The 18,949-nt window shown below is 75.2% G+C and carries 17 protein-coding genes; 11 read left to right on the top strand and 6 right to left on the bottom strand.

Annotated features, from left to right (window positions below; all coding sequences use genetic code 11):
- The first annotated feature begins 127 nt into the window (after positions 1–127).
- Together KPL60_RS13450 and recG are read left to right on the top strand one after the other, a co-directional pair.
- On the top strand, positions 128–1,873 hold the full coding sequence (locus KPL60_RS13450) for a DAK2 domain-containing protein (protein WP_226355710.1): 1,746 nt from the start codon (positions 128–130) through the stop codon (positions 1,871–1,873).
- Positions 1,874–4,054, top strand: coding sequence for an ATP-dependent DNA helicase RecG (gene recG / locus KPL60_RS13445; protein WP_226355711.1), 2,181 nt, complete (start codon positions 1,874–1,876; stop codon positions 4,052–4,054). It abuts the gene before it with no gap.
- 4 nt (positions 4,055–4,058) lie between these two features.
- Here the strand turns inward: recG and KPL60_RS13440 are convergent, their stop codons facing one another.
- Positions 4,059–4,712 carry a hypothetical protein gene (locus tag KPL60_RS13440; RefSeq protein WP_226366003.1) on the bottom strand — a complete coding sequence of 218 codons (654 nt, stop codon included), beginning with the start codon at positions 4,710–4,712 and terminating at the stop codon, positions 4,059–4,061.
- A 269-nt stretch (positions 4,713–4,981) separates the two neighbouring features.
- On the opposite strand from KPL60_RS13440, the gene KPL60_RS13435 reads away from it, so the two are divergent.
- Both KPL60_RS13435 and rsmD read left to right on the top strand, forming a co-directional pair.
- Complete coding sequence (locus KPL60_RS13435; RefSeq protein ID WP_226366002.1) at positions 4,982–8,362, top strand: pyruvate carboxylase; 3,381 nt, start codon at positions 4,982–4,984, stop codon at positions 8,360–8,362.
- A 21-nt stretch (positions 8,363–8,383) separates the two neighbouring features.
- Positions 8,384–8,938 carry a 16S rRNA (guanine(966)-N(2))-methyltransferase RsmD gene (gene rsmD, locus KPL60_RS13430; RefSeq protein WP_226355714.1) on the top strand — a complete coding sequence of 185 codons (555 nt, stop codon included), beginning with the start codon at positions 8,384–8,386 and terminating at the stop codon, positions 8,936–8,938.
- Positions 8,939–8,945: 7 nt separating this feature from the next.
- On the opposite strand, the gene KPL60_RS13425 is transcribed toward rsmD, so the two are convergent.
- From KPL60_RS13425 to KPL60_RS13415, 3 genes are read right to left on the bottom strand one after another with little or no spacing between them, the layout of a single operon-like run.
- Positions 8,946–9,614 carry an HAD family phosphatase gene (locus KPL60_RS13425; protein WP_226366001.1) on the bottom strand — a complete coding sequence of 223 codons (669 nt, stop codon included), beginning with the start codon at positions 9,612–9,614 and terminating at the stop codon, positions 8,946–8,948.
- Positions 9,611–10,060: a PTS glucose transporter subunit IIA gene (locus tag KPL60_RS13420; RefSeq protein ID WP_073578206.1), complete on the bottom strand. Its 450-nt coding sequence runs from the start codon at positions 10,058–10,060 to the stop codon at positions 9,611–9,613. Before KPL60_RS13420 ends, KPL60_RS13425 begins: the two co-directional genes overlap by 4 nt.
- Positions 10,057–10,287, bottom strand: coding sequence for a glucose PTS transporter subunit EIIB (locus KPL60_RS13415; RefSeq protein ID WP_020626212.1), 231 nt, complete (start codon positions 10,285–10,287; stop codon positions 10,057–10,059). Before KPL60_RS13415 ends, KPL60_RS13420 begins: the two co-directional genes overlap by 4 nt.
- Positions 10,288–10,455: 168 nt before the next feature.
- Here KPL60_RS13415 and KPL60_RS13410 point away from each other — a divergent pair, with 168 nt between their 5' ends.
- From KPL60_RS13410 to KPL60_RS13380, 7 genes are read left to right on the top strand one after another with little or no spacing between them, the layout of a single operon-like run.
- Entirely contained in the window at positions 10,456–11,775 is a 1,320-nt protein-coding gene (locus KPL60_RS13410; RefSeq protein WP_226355716.1) for a PTS transporter subunit EIIC, read from the top strand.
- Positions 11,776–11,801: 26 nt separating this feature from the next.
- Positions 11,802–12,068: an HPr family phosphocarrier protein gene (locus tag KPL60_RS13405; RefSeq protein WP_062404348.1), complete on the top strand. Its 267-nt coding sequence runs from the start codon at positions 11,802–11,804 to the stop codon at positions 12,066–12,068.
- Positions 12,068–13,228 (top strand): N-acetylglucosamine-6-phosphate deacetylase, encoded by a 1,161-nt coding sequence (locus tag KPL60_RS13400; protein WP_226356677.1) that lies wholly within the window; start codon positions 12,068–12,070, stop codon positions 13,226–13,228. The genes KPL60_RS13405 and KPL60_RS13400 overlap by 1 nt, the downstream gene beginning before the upstream one ends.
- Positions 13,228–14,007 carry a glucosamine-6-phosphate deaminase gene (locus KPL60_RS13395; protein WP_226356678.1) on the top strand — a complete coding sequence of 260 codons (780 nt, stop codon included), beginning with the start codon at positions 13,228–13,230 and terminating at the stop codon, positions 14,005–14,007. The genes KPL60_RS13400 and KPL60_RS13395 overlap by 1 nt, the downstream gene beginning before the upstream one ends.
- 8 nt (positions 14,008–14,015) lie before the next feature.
- On the top strand, positions 14,016–14,762 hold the full coding sequence (locus KPL60_RS13390; RefSeq protein ID WP_226355718.1) for a GntR family transcriptional regulator: 747 nt from the start codon (positions 14,016–14,018) through the stop codon (positions 14,760–14,762).
- A gap of 30 nt (positions 14,763–14,792) precedes the next feature.
- Positions 14,793–15,275: a pantetheine-phosphate adenylyltransferase gene (gene coaD / locus KPL60_RS13385; protein ID WP_226355719.1), complete on the top strand. Its 483-nt coding sequence runs from the start codon at positions 14,793–14,795 to the stop codon at positions 15,273–15,275.
- Between the two features lie 59 nt (positions 15,276–15,334).
- The gene (locus tag KPL60_RS13380) at positions 15,335–16,087 is read left to right on the top strand and encodes a DivIVA domain-containing protein (protein ID WP_226355720.1); all 753 of its coding nucleotides are present in this window, start codon (positions 15,335–15,337) and stop codon (positions 16,085–16,087) included.
- A 46-nt stretch (positions 16,088–16,133) separates the two neighbouring features.
- On the opposite strand, the gene KPL60_RS13375 is transcribed toward KPL60_RS13380, so the two are convergent.
- Positions 16,134–17,333, bottom strand: a complete 1,200-nt coding sequence (locus KPL60_RS13375) for an MFS transporter (RefSeq protein WP_226366000.1) — start codon at positions 17,331–17,333, stop codon at positions 16,134–16,136.
- Between the two features lie 118 nt (positions 17,334–17,451).
- Positions 17,452–18,720 carry an HNH endonuclease signature motif containing protein gene (locus KPL60_RS13370; protein ID WP_226365999.1) on the bottom strand — a complete coding sequence of 423 codons (1,269 nt, stop codon included), beginning with the start codon at positions 18,718–18,720 and terminating at the stop codon, positions 17,452–17,454.
- Positions 18,721–18,949: the final 229 nt, after the last annotated feature.

Here is an 18,949-nt window from a genome sequence, read left to right as displayed (position 1 = left end):
TCACGAACAGATTCTCGGCACGGACGTGCCGAGGCTCGGCCTTCAATTCTAGCCACGCCCGTGTGGTGACCGGCGCGCGGGGCCGTCCCGCGGCACCGGGGGCCTCCGCGCACCTAGTGTGGGGCCCGTGGCCTCGCCGTTCGACCCCGCGCTGCTGCGCCGCTGGATCGACGCCGCCGCCGAGCGGCTCACCGCCGGGCGGGCCGAGATCGACCGCATCAACGTCTTCCCGGTCGCCGACCACGACACCGGGTCGAACCTGCTGCTGACCGCCCGTGCGGCGGCCTCGGCCCCGCTGGACGGGGACGCCCCGGCCGCCGACGCCCCCGCCGCGGACCCCGCCGCCGAGGATGTCCGGCCGGTGCGCGCCGCGGCGGCCCTGGCCGCGGCCGCGGTGCGCGGGGCCCGCGGGAACTCCGGCCTGATCCTGTCCCAGCTGTTCCGGGGCCTGGCCGAGGAGCTGGAGGCCGCGGCCGCACGACGGCCGAACACCCCGGCCGGTGAGCTGCTCGCCGGGGCGCTGCGGCGGGCAGCGGCGCTGGCGGCCGTCGCGGTGTCCGCGCCGCGCCCGGGGACCGCGCTCACCGTGCTCGACGCCGCCGCCGCGGCCGTGGCGGCGCGGGTGGCGGCCGGGGCGGCCACCGGGCCGTCCGCCGCCGGTGCGGAGCTCACCCGGGTCGCCGACCCCTCCCACCGCGCCGACCCCGACGGCGGGGGCCTCGACACGACCGGTGCGCTCGCCGAGGCCGCCCGGGTGGCCGCGGACGCGGCGCGGGCCGCGCTGGCCCGGGCCACCGGGCGCCCGCCGGAGCTGGTGCGGGCCGGGGTCGTCGACGCGGGCGGGCTGGGCCTGGTCGTCGTGCTGGACGCGCTGGTCGCCGCGGCGGGCGGTGATCCGGGACCGCCGCCGTCGTCGCAGGTGGGGACGCCCGGTCCGGCCTCGGCGGTCACCGCCGACGGCGAGCTCGTGCCGTGGGTGCCCCAGCCGGTCTACGAGGTCACCTACTGGCTGCCCGGGCCCGACCCGGCCGCGCTGGAGACGCTGCGTGCCCGGCTCGCCGGGCTCGGGGACTCGGTCGGTCTCGCCGGCGACGGCGGTGGCGGGGTGATGGTGCACGTGCACACCACCGAGGCCGGGCCGGCGGTCGAGGCGGGGCTGGCGGTGGGGCGCCCGTCGGGGATCCGGATCGAGGCGCTGCCGCCGGCGCCGCCGACCCGGGACCGCGCCGTCCTGCTGATGATCGAGAGCAGCGGGGCCGGTGCGCTGGCCCGGGCCGCGGGCGGGAACGTGCTGGTCGCCGACCCGGACCCGACCGTCGACGAGGTCCTGGCCGCGATCCGCGCGACCGGCGCCGAGCACGTCGTGGTGCTGCCGTGCGCCACGCACCGGCGCACGGTCACCGAGACCGCGGCCGAGCGGGTGCGGTTCGAGGGCATCGACGTCGTGGTGATCCCGGCCAGCTCGGTGCTGCAGGGCCTGGCCGCGCTCGCGGTGCACGACCCCGCCCGTCGCGCCCCGGACGACGTCGTCGCGATGGCCGAGGCCGCGGCCGCCACCCGGACCGGTGGGCTGGCCGTCGCCGAGGCCGAGGCGCTCACCTGGGCCGGTCCCTGCCGCCCGGGGGAGATCCTCGGGATCTCCGACGGCGAGGTCGTGCTGATCGCCCCGGATCTCGCTGTCGGTGCCCTGTGGTTGGCTCACCGCATGCTCACTCCGGGTGGGGAGCTGGTGACCGTGCTGCTCGGCTCGGCCGCCCCCGACGAGCTCGGCGAGCGGTTCGCCGAGGACCTGCGCCGCACCCACCCGGAGGTCGACGTCGTGGTGCACCGGGGGGAGCAGGGCGACTACCCGCTGGTGCTGGGAGTGGAGTAGATGGACGACGGGTTCGACCTCGACAGCCGGCTCGACGGGCCGCTCGGGCGCAAGGCCGCCGACGCGCTGGCCCCGCTCGGGCTGGAGACCGTCGGGGACCTGCTGCGGCACTACCCGCGGCGCTACGTCGACCGCGGCCGGCTCACCGAGATCGCCGGGCTGGTCGCGGGCGAGCACGTCACCGTCGTCGCGGCGGTGGCGCGCGCCGAGCTGCGGGAGATGCGCAACCGGCGCGGGAAGATGCTCAAGGCCGTCATCCGGGACGAGAAGGGCGGCGAGCTCGACGCCACCTTCTTCAACGGCTGGAAGCTGCAGGGCTTCATCAAGCAGGGCGTCGTCGGCGTGTTCTCCGGAAAGGTCGGGGTGTTCAACAACCGGCTGCAGCTGACCCACCCGCAGTTCGAGGAGATCGAGGAGAGCGACTCGCTGCGCCCGTTCCTGTCGGTCTACCCGGCGAACGCGAAGGTGACCTCGCAGGCCATCGCGCGCTCGGTGCGCCAGGTCCTGGAGCAGATCGACGACCCGACCGACCCGCTGCCCGAGTCGCTGCGCGAGCGGGAGAAGCTGCCCGAACTGGGGCGGGCGCTGCGGCGCATCCACGTGCCGGAGACCGAGGCCGACCTGTTCGCCGCCCGGCACCGCCTGGTGTGGGACGAGGCGCTCGGTGTGCAGCTGGCGCTCGCGCTCCGGCGGGAGGCCGCCGTCGCGCGGCCGGCCCCGGTGTGCCCGCGCCGCGACGACGGCCTGCTCGCCGCGTTCGACGCGGACCTGCCGTTCCCGCTGACCGAGGGACAGCAGGAGGTCGGCGAGCAGGTCGCCGCGGACCTCGCCCGCGAGTACCCGATGAACCGCCTCGTGCAGGGCGACGTCGGCGCGGGCAAGACGATCGTCGCGCTGCGGGCGATGCTGCAGGCCGTCGACGCGGGCACCCAGGCCGCGATGCTGGCCCCCACCGAGGTCCTCGCCGCCCAGCACGCCCGCTCGCTGCGCGCGATGCTCGGCGCGCTCGGCCGCGGCGGCGAGCTCGGCGCGGGCGAGGACGCGACCGCGGTGACGCTGCTGACCGGGTCGATGGGTGCGAAGGCCAAGCGGCAGGCACTGCTCGACGCGCAGTCCGGGGCGGCGGGGATCGTCGTCGGGACCCACGCGCTGATCCAGGACACCGTCGGGTTCGCCGAGCTGGGGCTGGTCGTGGTCGACGAGCAGCACCGGTTCGGGGTGGAGCAGCGCGACGCGCTGCGCGCCCGCGGCGAGAAGGCCCCGCACATGCTGGTCATGACGGCGACGCCGATCCCGCGCACCGTGGCCATGACCGTCTACGGCGACCTGGCCGTGTCCGAGCTGAAGGGGCTGCCGAAGGGCCGCTCCCCGGTCGCGACGACGGTCGTGCCGCTGGCGGAGCACCCGTCGTGGATCGAGCGGGTGTGGCAGCGGATCCGCGAGGAGGTCGAGGCGGGCCACCAGTGCTACGTCGTGTGCCCCCGGGTCGGTGGTGCCGAGAAGGAGGGTGCCGAGAAGGAGGACGCCGAGGAGCCCCCGCCGGACGACGACGGCGGCGAGGAGCGGCGCGCCCCGCTCGCGGTGCTCGACATCGCCCCGCTGATCGAGGAGAAGCTGGCCGGGCTGCGGGTCGGGATCCTGCACGGCAAGCTCCCGCCGGAGGAGAAGGACACCGTGATGCGGGCCTTCGAACGCGCCGAGCTCGACGTGCTCGTCGCGACCACGGTGATCGAGGTCGGCGTCGACGTGCCGAACGCGACCGGGATCGTGCTGCTCGACGCGGACCGCTTCGGCCTGTCCCAGCTGCACCAGCTGCGCGGGCGGGTCGGCCGGGGCAGCGCACCCGGCCTGTGCCTGCTGGTCACCGACATGCCCGCGGCGACCGCCGCCCGCGAACGGCTCGACGCGATCGCCGGGACCACCGACGGCTTCGAGCTGGCCCGCCTCGACCTGGAGCTGCGCCGCGAGGGCGACGTGCTCGGGTCGAGCCAGTCCGGCTCCCGCTCGGGGCTCAAGCTGCTGTCGCTGCTGCGCCACGGCGAGGTCATCGAGAAGGCCCAGGTGTACGCCCGGCACCTGGTCGCCGAGGACCCGGGCCTGGCCGGCCACCCGCGGCTGCGGGACCTGGTGGGGGAGACCCTCGGCGACGAGGAGCGGGCCGCCTACCTGGACAAGTCCTGACCGGTCACGGCCCGGGGAGCTCGCCGCGGGCCGCGGCGTCCAGCCGGGCGCGGGCCGGGCGGGGCAGGTGCACCCGCCCGGACCGTTCCAGCCGGTCCAGCTCGACGCGGACGCGGCCGTAGGCGGCGAGCCGTTCGGGTTCGGAGTCGGAGTCCCGCGCGGTGGTCAGCAGCTTCACCACGCGCTCGACGGTGCGCCGCTCCTCGGGGTCCAGCCCGGCGAGCCGGATCCGGTCGGCGGCGTCCACCGCGGCGGTCCAGGCGCGGCGGGCGGCGTCGACGGCGCGCACGTGGGTCCCGGCGTGCGGCTCGCCCGGGTAGCCGTCGGTGTCCAGTGCCTGGGCCTCGGCGAACGCGTCGACGAACCGTGCGGTGGCCGCCACCGTGGTGTCGGACAGCGCGGGGCGGCGCAGCACGGCCAGCGGGTCGGCCTCGTGCGCGGCGAACTCCGCGCGCAGCCGCTGGAACTCCGCCCGCGCGCGTCGCCACGCCTGCTCGGCGGCGACGGCCTCGGACGACAGCACGGGACGCGCGGCCGGTTCCGGGGCGGGGCCGGGACCGGGACCACGGTCGGCGCGCAGCCGCCGGTAGGCGCCGACCACGGCCATCACGAGCAGCGCGAACGACAGCAGCTGGAACACCACGGCCACCACCGTCACCACCGCCCTCCGCGCCGGCCGAGGGGCCGGTCCCGCTCCCCACGGTGCCCCAGCCGTCCGGATCGCGCCATGCGCCCGGATGCCGTCCCGGCACGTCGTGCCACGTCGCGGGCCCCCGTCGGCACTCCCGCGCACGACGGTGTCCCGCTCCGTGGGCACCGCGTCCCGAACGGTGGTCCCGATCGCGCGATCCGTGTCAGGATCACGCGTCCGTCGCGCGGGAACCCCCGTCGCGGCGGGCGTCGTCGCCGATCGTGATGAGGAGAACGATGTTCCGCAAGGTGCTGGTGGCCAACCGGGGCGAGATCGCCATCCGGGCATTCCGGGCCGCGTTCGAGCTGGGTGTCTCGACGGTGGCGGTGTTCCCGTACGAGGACCGCAACTCGCTGCACCGCGCGAAGGCCGACGAGTCCTACCAGATCGGCGAGCCGGGCCACCCGGTCCGCGCCTACCTGTCGGTGGAGGAGGTCATCCGCGCCGCGAAGAAGGCCGGCGCGGACGCCGTCTACCCCGGCTACGGCTTCATGTCGGAGAACCCCGACCTGGCCCGTGCCTGCGCCGACGAGGGCATCACCTTCGTCGGGCCGCCCACCGAGGTCCTGCACCTGACGGGCAACAAGTTCCGCGCCGTCGCCGCCGCCCGGGAGGCGGGCGTGCCGGTGCTGGAGTCCTCCGAGCCGTCGTCGGACGTCGAGGAGCTGCTCGCGGCGGCCGAGAACATCGACTTCCCGATCTTCGTCAAGGCCGTCGCCGGGGGTGGCGGACGCGGGATGCGCCGGGTCACCGAGCCCGGCGACCTGCGCGACGCGATCGAGGCCGCGAGCCGGGAGGCGGAGTCCGCGTTCGGCGACGGCACCGTCTTCCTGGAGCAGGCCGTCGTCAACCCGCGGCACATCGAGGTCCAGATCCTGGCCGACGCCGACGGCAACGTCGTGCACCTCTACGAGCGCGACTGCTCGGTGCAGCGCCGCCACCAGAAGGTCGTCGAGATCGCCCCGGCCCCGAACCTGGACCCGGAGCTGCGGGACCGGATCTGCGCCGACGCGGTGAACTTCGCGAGGAAGATCGGCTACGTCAACGCGGGCACCGTCGAGTTCCTGCTCGACGAGCGCGGCAAGCACCACTTCATCGAGATGAACCCGCGCATCCAGGTCGAGCACACCGTCACCGAGCAGGTTACCGACCGCGACCTCGTCATCGCCCAGCTGCGGATCGCCTCGGGCATGACGCTGCCGGAGCTGCGGCTGACCCAGGACGACATCACCCTCACCGGTGTGGCGATGCAGACCCGCATCACCACCGAGGACCCGGCCAACGAGTTCCGGCCCGACGTCGGCACGCTGTCGGTCTACCGCTCCCCGGGCGGCCCGGGCGTGCGCCTGGACGGCGGCACCGTGCACGTCGGCGCCGAGGTCTCCGCGCACTTCGACTCGATGCTGGTCAAGCTGACCTGCCACGGCCACGACTTCGCCAACGCCGCCCGGCGCGCCCGGCGCGCGCTGGCCGAGTTCCGGATCCGCGGCGTGGCGACGAACCTGCCGTTCCTCGCCGCCGTGCTGGAGGACGAGGACTTCAAGCAGGGCCGGGTCACCACCAGCTTCATCGAGGAGCGCCCGCACCTGCTCAAGGCCCGCCCGTCGGCCGACCGCGGCTCGCGCATCCTGCAGTACCTGGGCGAGGTCACGGTCAACAAGCCGAACGGCGACCGGCCGCTGGTCGTGGAGCCGGTCGACAAGCTGCCCGCCGGCGTCGACCTGGAGACGCCCGCGCCGGACGGCTCCGCGCAGCTGCTGCGCGAGCTCGGGCCCGAGGGCTTCGCGCGGCGGCTGCGCGAGCAGACCGCCGTCGCCGTCACCGACACGACGTTCCGCGACGCCCACCAGTCGCTGCTGGCGACCCGGATCCGGACCCGGGACCTGCTCGCGGTCGCGCCCTACGTCGCGCGGACCATGCCCGAGCTGCTGTCACTGGAGTGCTGGGGCGGCGCGACCTACGACGTCGCGCTGCGCTTCCTCGCCGAGGACCCGTGGGACCGGCTCGCCGCGCTCAAGGCCGCGGCGCCCAACATCTGCACCCAGATGCTGCTGCGGGGGCGCAACACCGTCGGCTACACGCCGTACCCGACGGAGGTGACCGACGCCTTCGTGCAGGAGGCGGCGGACACCGGCATGGACATCTTCCGGATCTTCGACGCCCTCAACGACGTCTCCCAGATGCGCCCGGCCATCGACGCCGTCCGCGGCACCGGCACGGCGCTGGCCGAGGTCGCGCTCTGCTACACCGCGGACCTGTCGGACCCGGGGGAGAAGCTCTACACCCTCGACTACTACCTCCGCCTGGCCGAGGAGATCGTCGACGCGGGCGCGCACGTCCTGGCGATCAAGGACATGGCCGGCCTGCTACGCCCGCCCGCGGCGAAGAAGCTGGTCACGGCGCTGCGGGAGCGGTTCGACCTCCCGGTGCACCTGCACACCCACGACACCGCGGGCGGCCAGCTCGCGACGCTGGTCGCGGCGATCGACGCCGGGGTCGACGCCGTCGACGGCGCGGTCGCCTCGATGGCCGGCACCACCAGCCAGCCGTCGCTGTCGGCGCTGGTCGCGGCCACCGACCACACCGACCGCGCGACCGGGCTGAGCCTGACCGCGGTCGGGGACATGGAGCCGTACTGGGAGGCGGTGCGGAAGGTCTACGCGCCGTTCGAGTCCGGCCTCGCCAGCCCCACCGGGCGGGTCTACCACCACGAGATCCCCGGCGGTCAGCTGTCGAACCTGCGCCAGCAGGCGATCGCGCTCGGCCTGGGCGACCGCTTCGAGCTGATCGAGGACTGCTACGCCGCCGCGGACCGGATGCTGGGCAGGCTGGTGAAGGTGACGCCGTCGTCGAAGGTCGTCGGGGACCTGGCCCTGCACCTGGTCGGGGCCGGGGTGGACGCCGCCGACTTCGAGAAGGACCCGGCGTCGTTCGACATCCCGGACTCGGTGATCGGGTTCCTGCGCGGGGAGCTGGGCTCGCCGCCCGCGGGCTGGCCGGAGCCGTTCCGGACCCGCGCGCTGGAGGGCCGCAGCCCGGAGGCGGAGAAGGCGGAGCTGTCCATCGAGGACCGCCGCGGGCTGCGCGACGAGCGTCGCCGCACGCTGAACAGGCTGCTGTTCCCCGGCCCGACGAAGGACTTCGACAGCCACCGCGAGCAGTACGGCAACACCGCGGTGCTGTCGTCGAAGGACTTCTTCTACGGGCTGGAGGAGGACCTCGAGCACACCGTCGACCTGGAGCCCGGTGTCACGCTGATCATCGAGCTGGAGGCCGTCTCCGAGCCCGACGAGCGCGGCTACCGCACCCTGCTGACCACGCTCAACGGGCAGCTGCGCCCGGTGGCGGTGCGCGACGAGTCGGTCGCCACCGAGGTGAAGGCCGCGGAGAAGGCCGACAAGGGGAACGACGCGCACGTCGCCGCCCCGTTCGCCGGGGTCGTGACGCTGCAGGTCGGCGAGGGCGACACCGTCGACGACGGCCAGACCGTCGCCACCATCGAGGCCATGAAGATGGAGGCTTCGATCACCGCGCACCGGGCCGGCACCGTCAAGCGGCTGGCGATCGGCCAGGTCACCCAGGTCGAGGGCGGGGACCTGCTGGTCGAGCTGGACTGAGCCGCACGGCACGATGGAGCGATGACCAGGCTGATCGCGGGCACGGCGGGCGGACGACGGCTCGCCGTGCCGCCGTCGGGGACCCGGCCGACCTCCGACCGGGTCCGTGAGGCGCTGTTCTCCGCACTCGACCACGACCCGGGCCTCGGCGGTGCCGCCGTGCTGGACGTGTGCGCCGGGTCCGGCGCGCTCGGGCTGGAGGCGCTGTCGCGGGGTGCGGCCGACGCGGTGTTCGTCGAGTCGGACAAGCGGGCCGCGGGGGTGCTGCGGCGCAACCTGGCCGCGGTCGGGCTCGGCGGGTCGGTCGTCACCGGGCGGGCCGGGACGGTGCTGGCCGGGCCCGCGCCGCGGGCGTTCGACGTCGTGCTCGTCGACCCGCCCTACGCGGTGCCCGACGACGAGGTCGCGGGCTGGCTGACCGCCGCCGCCACCCACGGCTGGCTCGCGCCCGGGGCGGCGGTCGTCGTCGAGCGGGCGAAGTCGTCGGGTGGGTTCGGCTGGCCCGCCGGGTTCACCGCGGGCCGGTCCCGCCGCTACGGCGACACCGCCCTGCACCACGGCTCGCTCGCGGGCTGAGCCCGGCTCAGGCCGCCGGGCCCAGCAGCCGGCCGGGCGTCAGGTCGGGCACCGTGCGGTGCGCCCCGGCGGCGGTCAGCTCCGCGTCCCCGGCCGTCGTCAGGACTCCGACGATGGTGCCCATCCCGGCCGCGACCAGCGAGGACACCCCGGCGACGGAGTCCTCGAACGCGACGCAGCCGGCCGGGTCGGCGTCGAGGCGGCGGCACGCGGTGAGGTAGCCCTCCGGGTCCGGCTTGCCGCGCACGACGTCCTCGGCGGTGACGACGAGCTCGACCAGCGGTGCCGTACCGAGCACGTCGCCCAGCACCCGGTCGGCCCAGCCGCGGCGGGCGCTCGTCACCACCGCGAGCCGGTGCCCGCGCCCGGCCAGCGACCGGAGCAGCGCGGGAGCGCCGGGGACGACGTCGACGTCGTCGGCGAGGGCGGTGCCGTGCCCGGCCAGCCGCGCGGCGAGCTCGTCGGGATCGGTGTCGCGCCACGGCCCGTCGACCTCGCGCAGCGCGTCGGCCGCGCGGCGGCCCATGAACCGGTGCCGGTAGGTCTCGTCGTCGACCTCGGCGCCCCACTCGGCGAAGAACCGGGCCCAGGTCCGGCGGTGCACGTGCTCGCTGCGCACGAGGGTGCCGTCGAGGTCGAACACGACCGGGGCGCCGTCGGGAACGGTGCCCGTCACAGGCGGAACAGCTCGTCGCCGGCGCGGACCGTGTGCCCGGTGGGGGCGCTCACCGAGCCGGCGGGGGAGTCCAGCACGACGACCGGGCAGGTCGGCGCGAGGCCGGCCGCCCGCACGGCGGCGAGGTCGACGGTCAGCACCGGCGCGCCCCGCTCGACCGCGTCGCCCTTCGCGACGTGCGTGGTGAACCCGGCCCCGCCGAGCGAGACCGTGTCGATGCCGACGTGGACCAGGATCCCGGGGCCGCCGTCGGCGGTGATCACGAAGGCGTGCGGGTGCAGCGCCGCGACGGTGCCGGCGACCGGGGCCAGCACGACCGCCTCGGTGGCGTCCGCGGGCGGCTCGACGGCCGTCCCGCCGCCGAGCAGCTCGTCGCGGAAGACCGGGTCGGGCACCCCCGCGGGGCCGACCACCGCGCCGTCGACGGGTGCGACGACGGACGTCACAGCAGGTCCCGGACGTCGTCGCAGAGGTTCTCCGCCTCCGGCCCGATCACGACCTGCACGACGGTCCCGGACCGGACCACACCGTGCGCCCCGGCGGCCTTCAGAGCCGCGTCGTCGACCAGGCCGGGGTCGCCGACCTCGGTCCGGAGCCGGGTGATGCACGCCTCGATGTCGGTGATGTTCCCGGGCCCGCCCAGCCCCGCCACGATGTCGTCGGCCCTGCTCATGGGGTTCCTCCACCTCCGGTACCTACTGGTTATGACCAGTGTCTTGACAGTGCCGCGTTCCGCCCGCACCCTCACTGGTTATAACCAGACCGTACCGGTTGTCGAGGCGGCTCCACAACGCCCGCCGAGCCCGTCCGGTCGCCGATACTCGACGAGGAGTGCGAGTCCATGAGCACTGACACCTCCACGGCGGAGCCGGTACGACGACGGCCGGGACTGGCCGGGCTGCAGCGGCTCGGCCGGAGCCTGATGCTCCCGATCGCCGTCCTGCCCGCGGCCGGCCTGCTGCTGCGCCTCGGGCAGGACGACCTGCTCGGCGGCGTCGAGGCGCTGAAGCAGCCCGCGGCCGTGCTCGCCGCGGCCGGCGGCGCGCTGTTCGACCACCTCCCGATGATCTTCGCGCTCGGCATCGCGATCGGCTGGGCACGCCGCTCCGACGGGTCCACCGCGCTGGCCGCCCTCGTCGGCTACCTCGTCATGGACGGCGTGTTCACCGCGCTGTCCCCGGTGCTGCTGCCCGGGGTGCTCGACTCCAAGGGCGAGCAGGCCACGATCGACTTCGGGGTGCTGGGCGGCATCGTCGCGGGCCTGGTCGCGGCGGTGCTGTGGCAGCGCTTCCACCGCACGACGCTGCCGACCTTCCTCGGCTTCTTCAACGGCCGCCGGCTGGTCCCGATCCTCACCGCCGTGTCGATGATGGTGATCGCGTCGGTGCTGAGCCTGGTCTACCCGGTGTTCAACGCCGGGCTGACCGGGCTGGGCAACGCGGTCGGGGAGAACGCCGTCGTCGGCGGCGGGGTCTTCGGCCTGGTCAACCGGCTGCTGCTGCCGGTCGGGCTGCACCACATCATCAACTCGGTCGTCTGGTTCCTGGTCGGCGACTTCAACGGCGTGCACGGCGACCTGTCCCGGTTCTTCGCGGGCGACCCGACCGCGGGCACCTTCATGACGGGCTTCTTCCCGATCATGATGTTCGCGCTGCCCGCCGCGGCGATGGCGATCTGGCACGAGGCCCGTCCGGAGCGGCGCAAGGTCGTCGGCGGGATCATGGTCTCGGTCGCGCTGACCTCGTTCGTCACCGGCATCACCGAGCCGCTGGAGTACGCCTTCGTCTACGTGGCGTGGCCGCTGTACCTGATCCACGCGGTGCTCACCGGCACCTCGCTGGCACTGGTGAACGCGCTCGACATCCACAGCGGGTTCAGCTTCTCCGCAGGCGCCATCGACTACGTCCTCAACTTCGGCCAGTCCACCCGGCCGCTGTGGCTGATCCCGATCGGGCTCGCCTACGCCGTCGTCTACTACGTGCTGTTCCGCTTCGTGATCCGTCGCTGGAACCTGCGCACCCCCGGCCGGGAGGACGACGAGACCACCGGCACCGAGACCGCACCGGCCACCGTCACCACCGCGACCACCGAGCGCGCCGGGACCACCGACACCGCCGGCGCCACCGGAAGCACCGACACCGCAGGGCGGACCGACCGGTGACCGCCGCCGAGGAGCAGGAGAGCACCGTGCACACCCGCACCGCCGTCGTCGCGTCCCGGGTGGGGCTGCACGCCCGCCCGGCCGCGCTGTTCGCCCGCGCCGCCGCCGCCACCGGGCTGCCCGTCACCGTCGCGACCGACGGGAAGGACCCGGTCGACGCGCGCAGCGTCCTCGGGCTCATGACCCTCGGCGTCGTCTTCGGCGACGAGGTCGTGCTCCGGGCCGACGGCGACGGCGCCCCGGCTGCGCTGGACGGCCTCGTGACGCTGCTCGAGACGGACCACGACGCGTGATGCGTGACCGCGTGCTGCGTGGCACCGTCGTCACCGACGGCCGGCTGCTCCCGGACTCGGTCGTCGCGGTCGCGGGGGACCGGATCGTCGCGGTCCTCCCGGCCGCGGCGTACGACGGTCCGCTCCCGCCCGCGTCGTCGTCGCTGCTGCTGCCCGGGCTGGTCGACGTGCACGACCACGGCGGCGCCGGGCACGGCTTCCCGGACGCGACGGCGGCGGGGGCGGCCGCCGCCGTCGCCCACCACCGCGCCCACGGCACGACGACGACGGTCGCCTCGCTGGTCTCCGCCCCGCCGACCGTGCTGGCGGAGCGGATCGCGACGCTGCGCCCGCTCGTCGTCGCCGGGGACCTGGCCGGGATCCACCTGGAGGGCCCGTTCCTGGCGGCCGCGCGGTGCGGTGCGCACGACCCGCGCGCGCTCCTCCCGGGCGACCCCGCGCTGCTCGACGAGCTGCTGACCAAGGCCGACGGCGCCGTCGCGTCGGTGACCTACGCGCCGGAGACCGCGCACGCGGCGGACCTGCTCGCGGTGCTCGCCACGCACGGGGTGCTGCCGAGCATCGGCCACACCGACGCCGACGCCCGCACCACCGCGACCGGGATCGCACGGGCGGGCGGCGCGCCGATGAGCGCCACCCACCTGTTCAACGCGATGCCCCCGATGCACCACCGGGCGCCCGGACCGGTCGCGGCGTGCCTGGCCGCGGCCGCCCGGGGCGAGCTCGTCGTGGAGCTCGTCGCGGACGGGGTGCACCTGTCGCCCGACACCGTCGCCGCGGTGTTCGACCTGGTCGGGCCGGACCGGGTCGCGCTGGTCACCGACGCGATGGCCGCGGCCGGGATGCCCGACGGCCGCTACCACCTGGGCACGATGCAGGTCCGGGTCGACGACGGCGTCGCCCGGATCCCGGACGGGCCCATCGCGGGCGGCACCGCGTGCCTGGTCGACGTCGTCCGCGCCACGGTGCGCGACGCGGGGGTCCGCCTGCAGGACGCGGTGCTCGCGGCGACCCGCACCCCGGCCCGGCTCCTCGGGCTCGACGGCGAGGTCGGGTCGCTGGCCCCGGGCCACCGCGCCGACGTGCTCGTGACCGACGCCGACCTGCGGCCGCAGCAGGTGCTGCGCGCCGGCCTGCCCGTCACCGGTGGGGGTGCGTGATGGAGATCGTGGTCCTCGACGACCCGCGGGCCTGCGGGCGGGCGGTCGCCGACGCCGTCGCCGACGTCCTGGCCCGCGACACCGGCCGGCCGGCGACCCTCGGGCTCGCCACCGGCAGCTCCCCGCTGCCCGCCTACGCCGAGCTGGTCCGCCGTCACCGCGACGAGGGGCTGTCCTTCGCCGGGGCCCGCGCCTTCCTGCTCGACGAGTACCTGGGCCTGCCCGCGGGGCACCCGCAGTCCTACCGCGAGGTCATCCGCCGCGAGCTCACCGACCACCTCGACATCGACCCGGCCGCGGTGCACGCCCCGGACGGCACCCGCGCGGACCCGGCCGAGGCCGCGGCGGACTACGAACGGCTGCTCGCCGCGTCCGGCCCGGTGGACCTGCAGATCCTCGGCATCGGCGGCAACGGGCACATCGGGTTCAACGAGCCCGGCTCGGCGTTCGGCTCGCGCACCCGGGTCGCGACGCTGACCGAGCGGACCCGCGCCGACAACGCCCGCTTCTTCGACCGTCCCGCGGACGTGCCGCACCGGGTGCTCACCCAGGGGCCGGCCACGATCATGGAGGCCCGGCGGATCGTGCTCGTCGCGACCGGGGAGGGCAAGCGCGCGGCCGTGGCGGCGACGGTGTCCGGACCGGTCACGACCGACGTGCCCGCGACCGTGCTGCGCGGCCACCCGCACTGCACGCTCGTGCTCGACCGGGCGGCCGCCGGGGAGCGGGCCGGGCCCGTCGCGGCCGGGCAGGTCGGCGCACCGGGACGGGGGCGGTAGTGGCTACGGTGGACAGCACCATGAACGGCGAGGTCCGGATCGGCGACGGGGTCGTCCCCAAGCACGAGCAGCTCCGCACCCTGCTCGCGGAGACGATCGCGCGGGACTTCGCGCCGGGCGACGCCTTCCCCAGCGAGCGCAGGCTGTGCCTGGACCACGGCGTGAGCCGGGTGACGGTGCGCGCCGCCGTCGGCGAGCTGGAGCGCGACGGGCTGCTGACCCGGGTCCGCGGCAAGGGCACCTACGTCGCCGCCCGCACCGCGCGCTCCCGGCTGCACCTCGCGTCCTTCCACGACGACATGCGCCGGCTCGGGCTGACCCCGACCACGGTCGTCCTCGAGGTCGCGCTCACCACCGGACCGCCGGAGGCCGTCCGCGCGCTCGGCCAGGGGCCCGACGGCCGGTGCTGGCACCTGCGGCGGCTGCGCGTCGCCGACGGGGTGCCGATGTCGATCGACGACGCCTGGTACGACGCCGAACAGGTCCCCGACCTCGACGTCCACGACCTCAGCGGCTCGGTCTACGGGATCCTGCAGGAGCACTACCGGCTCCCCATCGACCGCGCCGAGCAGACCGTCGCCGCCCAGCAGGCCGACGAGGCCTCGGCGGTCCTGCTCGGGATCCCCGCCGGGCACCCGATCCTGGTGTTCGACCGGACCTCCAGCTCCGGCGACCGACCGGTCGAGTACACCGTGTCGCGCTACCGCGGTGACCGCTACGAGCTGCACATGTCGCTGGACCGCAGCTGGGCCTGACCGGTGATCACCGGCTGATAGGTTCCGGCCATGCCCGAGGTCCGTCGCGCCGTCTGCCCCGGTTCCTACGACCCGCCGACGGTCGGTCACCTCGACGTCATCGCCCGCACCGCGGCGCTGTTCGACGAGGTGTTCGTCGCGATCCTGGTGAACCCCCGTAAGGAGGGGCTGTTCTCCGTCGACGAGCGCGTCGCGATGCTCACCGAGATCACCGCGGACCTGCCGGGCGTGCGGGTCGAGTCGTTCCAGGGTCTCGTCGTCGACTACTGCCGCGAGCGCGGCGCCCGGGCGATGGTCAAGGGCCTGCGCGGGGCGACGGACTACGACTACGAGCTCCCGATGGCGCACATGAACCGGCACCTGACCGGGGTCGAGACGCTGTTCCTGCCCGGTGCGCCCGGCCAGGTCTACGTGTCGAGCTCGCTGGTCAAGGAGGTCGCCCGCGGCGGCGGCGACGTCACCGCGTTCCTCCCGCCGAGCGTGCACACCCGGCTGCTGGACCGGCTCGCCTGACACGCGGGAGCGGCGCCCAATAACGGGTCCGCGCCCGTGACGGTGAGAGGATCCGTCGCGTGTACCGGGTCTTCGAGTCGCTGGACGCGCTGGTGACGATCGTCGAGGAGGCGCGCAGCGTCCCGATGACGTCGAACTGCGTGGTCCCGCGCGGCGACGTGCTGGAGCTCCTCGACGACGTCCGCGAGGCGATCCCGGGCGAGATGGACGACGCCCAGGACGTGCTCGACCGGCGCGACGACGTCGTGTCCGAGGCCGAGCGCGAGGCGGAGGAGACCCGGACCGCGGCGAACTCCGAGGCCGAGGAGACGCTGCAGAACGCGCGCACCGAGGCCGAGCGGCTCGTCGCCGAGGCCCAGGAGGAGGCCGGGCGCACCCTGGCCGAGGCCCGCCACGAGGCGGAGCGCGCGGTCGCCGAGGGCCGCCGCCAGTACGCCGAGGTCACCGACCGGGCCCGGGACGAGGCCGAGCGGATGAGCCACGCCGGCCGGGCCGCGCACGACCGGCTCATCGCCGACGGGCAGAACGAGCAGACCCGGCTGGTGTCCCAGACCGAGGTCGTCCGCTCCGCACACGCCGAGGCCGGCCGGATCGTCGACGGCGCGCACGCCGAGGCCGACCGGCTGCGCCGGGAGTGCGACGACTACGTCGACACCACCCTGGGCGAGCTGGAGACCACCCTGAACAACGCGCTCGGCGTCGTCGGGCGCGGGCGCAGCCAGATCTGGCGCGGCCAGTACGGCCCGAACTACGGCGGCGGACGGCCGCCGGAGCAGGGCCGCACCGGCACCGGGATGGACCTGATCGACTGACGGCCGCGGCGGCCCGGGGAGTCCCGGCGGCGCGCCGGCGCGGCGCTCACCCGGGGTCCACCGTGCCGCGGAGCCGGAGCGCGGCCCCGGCGGCGCCCACGACCGACATCACCACGACCACACCGCACAGGACCGACGCCACCGGCGCCAGGCCCCACACGTCGACCGCGGCCCCCGCCAGCAGGCTCGCCACGGCGGCCGCGAGGTAGCAGTACAGGTAGACCGCGGCGAGGGTGCCGGCGCGCGTGCCCTCCGGGCTCCGGTCGAGCAGGACCCGGATCGCGCCGGCGAACGCGACACCGAACCCGGCCCCGGCCACGACCGCGGCGGCGAGGTAGGCGGCGAAGCTGCCGAGGGCGATCGCGCCGACGAACCCGGCGGTGCCGGCCGCCAGCACGACGGCCCCGCCGGTCAGCGCGCGGGCAGCGGGCAGCCGGGCGGCCGCGAGCCCCGCCGCCGGTCCCGCGAGGTGGTAGACCGCGACGGCCAGGGCGCCGCTGAACAGGTCGTCGCGGCTCAGCACGGAGGTCGCGAGCGACGGGGCCAGCGCCTGGGTGAACCCGCCGAGGACGTAGGTCGCCGCGACGACGACACACACCATCGGGAACACCCGGCGCGCGGCGCGGGGCACCCGGACCTCCGGCCGCAGCGACCGCAGCGCCCCGGGCCGCCGGGCCGTGGTCTCCGGCAGCAGGGCGAGCGCCACGGCGGCCACGACGAGCAGACCCGCTGCGACGACGAAAGACCAGACGGGAGCGCCGCCCGGCACGAGCTGCACCGCGGCTCCGGAGGCGAGCGCGCCGATCGCGATGCCGCCCGGCGGCGCGCCGCTCGTGATCGCCCCGGCCAGCCCGGGACGCGTCGGGGGCGCCAGGTCGACGACGTAGCCGCCGAGCGCGGCCAGCGCGAGCCCCACCGACACCCCCTGGACCGCCCGCCCGATGATCAACGGCACGGACGAGTCGACGGTCGCGAGGACCAGGCACGCCACCGCGCCGACGATCAACGCGGGCACCGCCACCCGGCGCCGGCCCACGTGGTCGGACAGGCTGCCGCAGCACAGCAGGGCGACCAGCAGCGGCACGACGTAGACGGCGAACGCCCCCGTGAGCGCGACCGTCGAGATGCCGTAGGACCGCTGGTAGACGACGTAGAGCGGGGCCGGCACCCCGGCCGCGGCGCAGACCACCACGAAGGACACCGACGCCGTCCCGAAGGCCAGTGGGAGCGATCGGGGCCGGAACACCGGTCTCAGGTCGCCGGGACGACGGACGGCGGAGCAGCGCAGATCACCGTCCGAGACTAGGCGCTCCGGAACGGCGTCCAGGAGCGGAGGGCCCGCGGCACACCGTCCGACGACCGGGTCAGTCCGGTCCGCGGTAGGTGTGCCCGGTCGGGGTCCTGGTGACCACCGTCCCGTCCGGGGCCCGGGCGATGTGCCAGCCGGGTTGTTCGCGGACGTGGTTGTGGAACTCGCACACCCCACGCCCGTTCTCCAGCTCCGTGCGCCCACCGTCGGCATCCCGCTGGATGTGGTCGACGTGGCGGACGGGTGCGTCGCAATAGGGCTCGGTGCACCGGTTCTGCGCCCGGGCTTTCACGAGTGTGGCGAGCAGTCCGGTGAAGGTGCGCTGTCGGGAGTCCCCGCCGATCACGATGCCCTGGTCGGTGAGCAGCCGGCGCAGGGACTTCGTCCCCTCGCTGGTGGCGAGCAGGTCTACCGGAACGGGACCGAAGCCGGGGATCTCCGCGGGGAGCGGGGACTGCGAGTCGAGCAGGGCCTGGACCGGGACGGTGACCTGTACGTCCAGGTTCACCGCCGTCGCGGTGGCCTGACCGGTGACCCGCTCCACCAGGGTATCGGCCAGGACCTGCCCACGGGTGCGGGTCAGCGGTTCGGGGTCGACCTGAACCTCGACGAACGCCTTCTGCAGCGCGGCCAGACAGGCGGCGCCCTGCTCGACCGGCACGTAGGCGGTCAGGTAGCTCATCGCATCCGGCGCGGGTCGCAGGGTGACCCGGCGCTCGGCCTTGGCCGCGTGGACCCGGGCGCGGAACCGGTCGGGGGCGATCTCGGCGACCAGACGCCGGGTCATCGCCCGCAGCCGCCCGATCCCGTACCGGGTCAGGTCACGCACGGCGGCGAGCCGGGCATCGACCCGCGCCCGCTGAGCTGTGTTGAGGTCGCGGCACTCGACGGCGATCGCGGTGACCTTGGCGGCGCTGGGCTGCCCGGCCTCATGGAGGCGTCGGATGTCGTCGAGCCCGGCGTGCAGGTCGCGGGCGTCGGCGACGCGGGTGCGGGCCTCGGCGGTGGAGATCCGGCAGGCGAGCTGGATCTGGGCGACGACGCTGCGGTGGAGCTTGTCGTAGTCGCTCCGGTCGTCGACGCGCCGGTTCTCGACGTGGGCCTGGGCGAAGGCACGGATCCGGCTCGCCTGGAGGGCGGCGAGGGAGGCCTGGAGGGTCTCGATCTCCTGGATCTGGTCGACCAGCTCGGCCTCGGACAGCCCTTCGGTGTCAGCGGCGAGTGCCTGTTCGACATGGAACCGGAGCAGGGTGAGGTCACCGCACGGGAACCCACCTACGTGCACGCCGGTGGCGTGGGCGGGTGGTTCCTGGGTGGCGGTCACACCATCGAGGATACTCGAACGTGTGTTCGATCGCTAGTTTCCGTTCGCTATTGCGAATTCATGAGCTGCGGGAACGTCGGTGTCGTCGTCGTCCGGGAGGTGCTGATCGTCGGTGCGGGGGAGGGGGCCGCGCCCGTGCCGCGCGAACGGGACCACGAGCGCGGTGCACTGCATCCCGAGCCCCGAGCCCCGAGCCCCGAGCCCCGAGCCCCGAGCCTTGAGCAGGGGC

This window comes from Pseudonocardia sp. ICBG162 (assembly GCF_020496225.1).
In the GTDB taxonomy this organism is placed as follows: Bacteria; Actinomycetota; Actinomycetes; order Mycobacteriales; family Pseudonocardiaceae; genus Pseudonocardia; species Pseudonocardia alni.
This window is presented reverse-complemented; position numbering and strand designations above follow the sequence as displayed.

Coding starts and splice junctions, on each gene's coding strand:
- recG (WP_226355711.1), top strand. CDS start 1,874: ATGGACGACGGGTTCGACCTCGACAGCCGGCTCGACGGGCCGCTCGGG.
- KPL60_RS13435 (WP_226366002.1), top strand. CDS start 4,982: ATGTTCCGCAAGGTGCTGGTGGCCAACCGGGGCGAGATCGCCATCCGG.
- rsmD (WP_226355714.1), top strand. CDS start 8,384: ATGACCAGGCTGATCGCGGGCACGGCGGGCGGACGACGGCTCGCCGTG.
- KPL60_RS13415 (WP_020626212.1), bottom strand. CDS start 10,287: ATGAGCAGGGCCGACGACATCGTGGCGGGGCTGGGCGGGCCCGGGAAC.
- KPL60_RS13410 (WP_226355716.1), top strand. CDS start 10,456: ATGAGCACTGACACCTCCACGGCGGAGCCGGTACGACGACGGCCGGGA.
- KPL60_RS13400 (WP_226356677.1), top strand. CDS start 12,068: ATGCGTGACCGCGTGCTGCGTGGCACCGTCGTCACCGACGGCCGGCTG.
- KPL60_RS13395 (WP_226356678.1), top strand. CDS start 13,228: ATGGAGATCGTGGTCCTCGACGACCCGCGGGCCTGCGGGCGGGCGGTC.
- coaD (WP_226355719.1), top strand. CDS start 14,793: ATGCCCGAGGTCCGTCGCGCCGTCTGCCCCGGTTCCTACGACCCGCCG.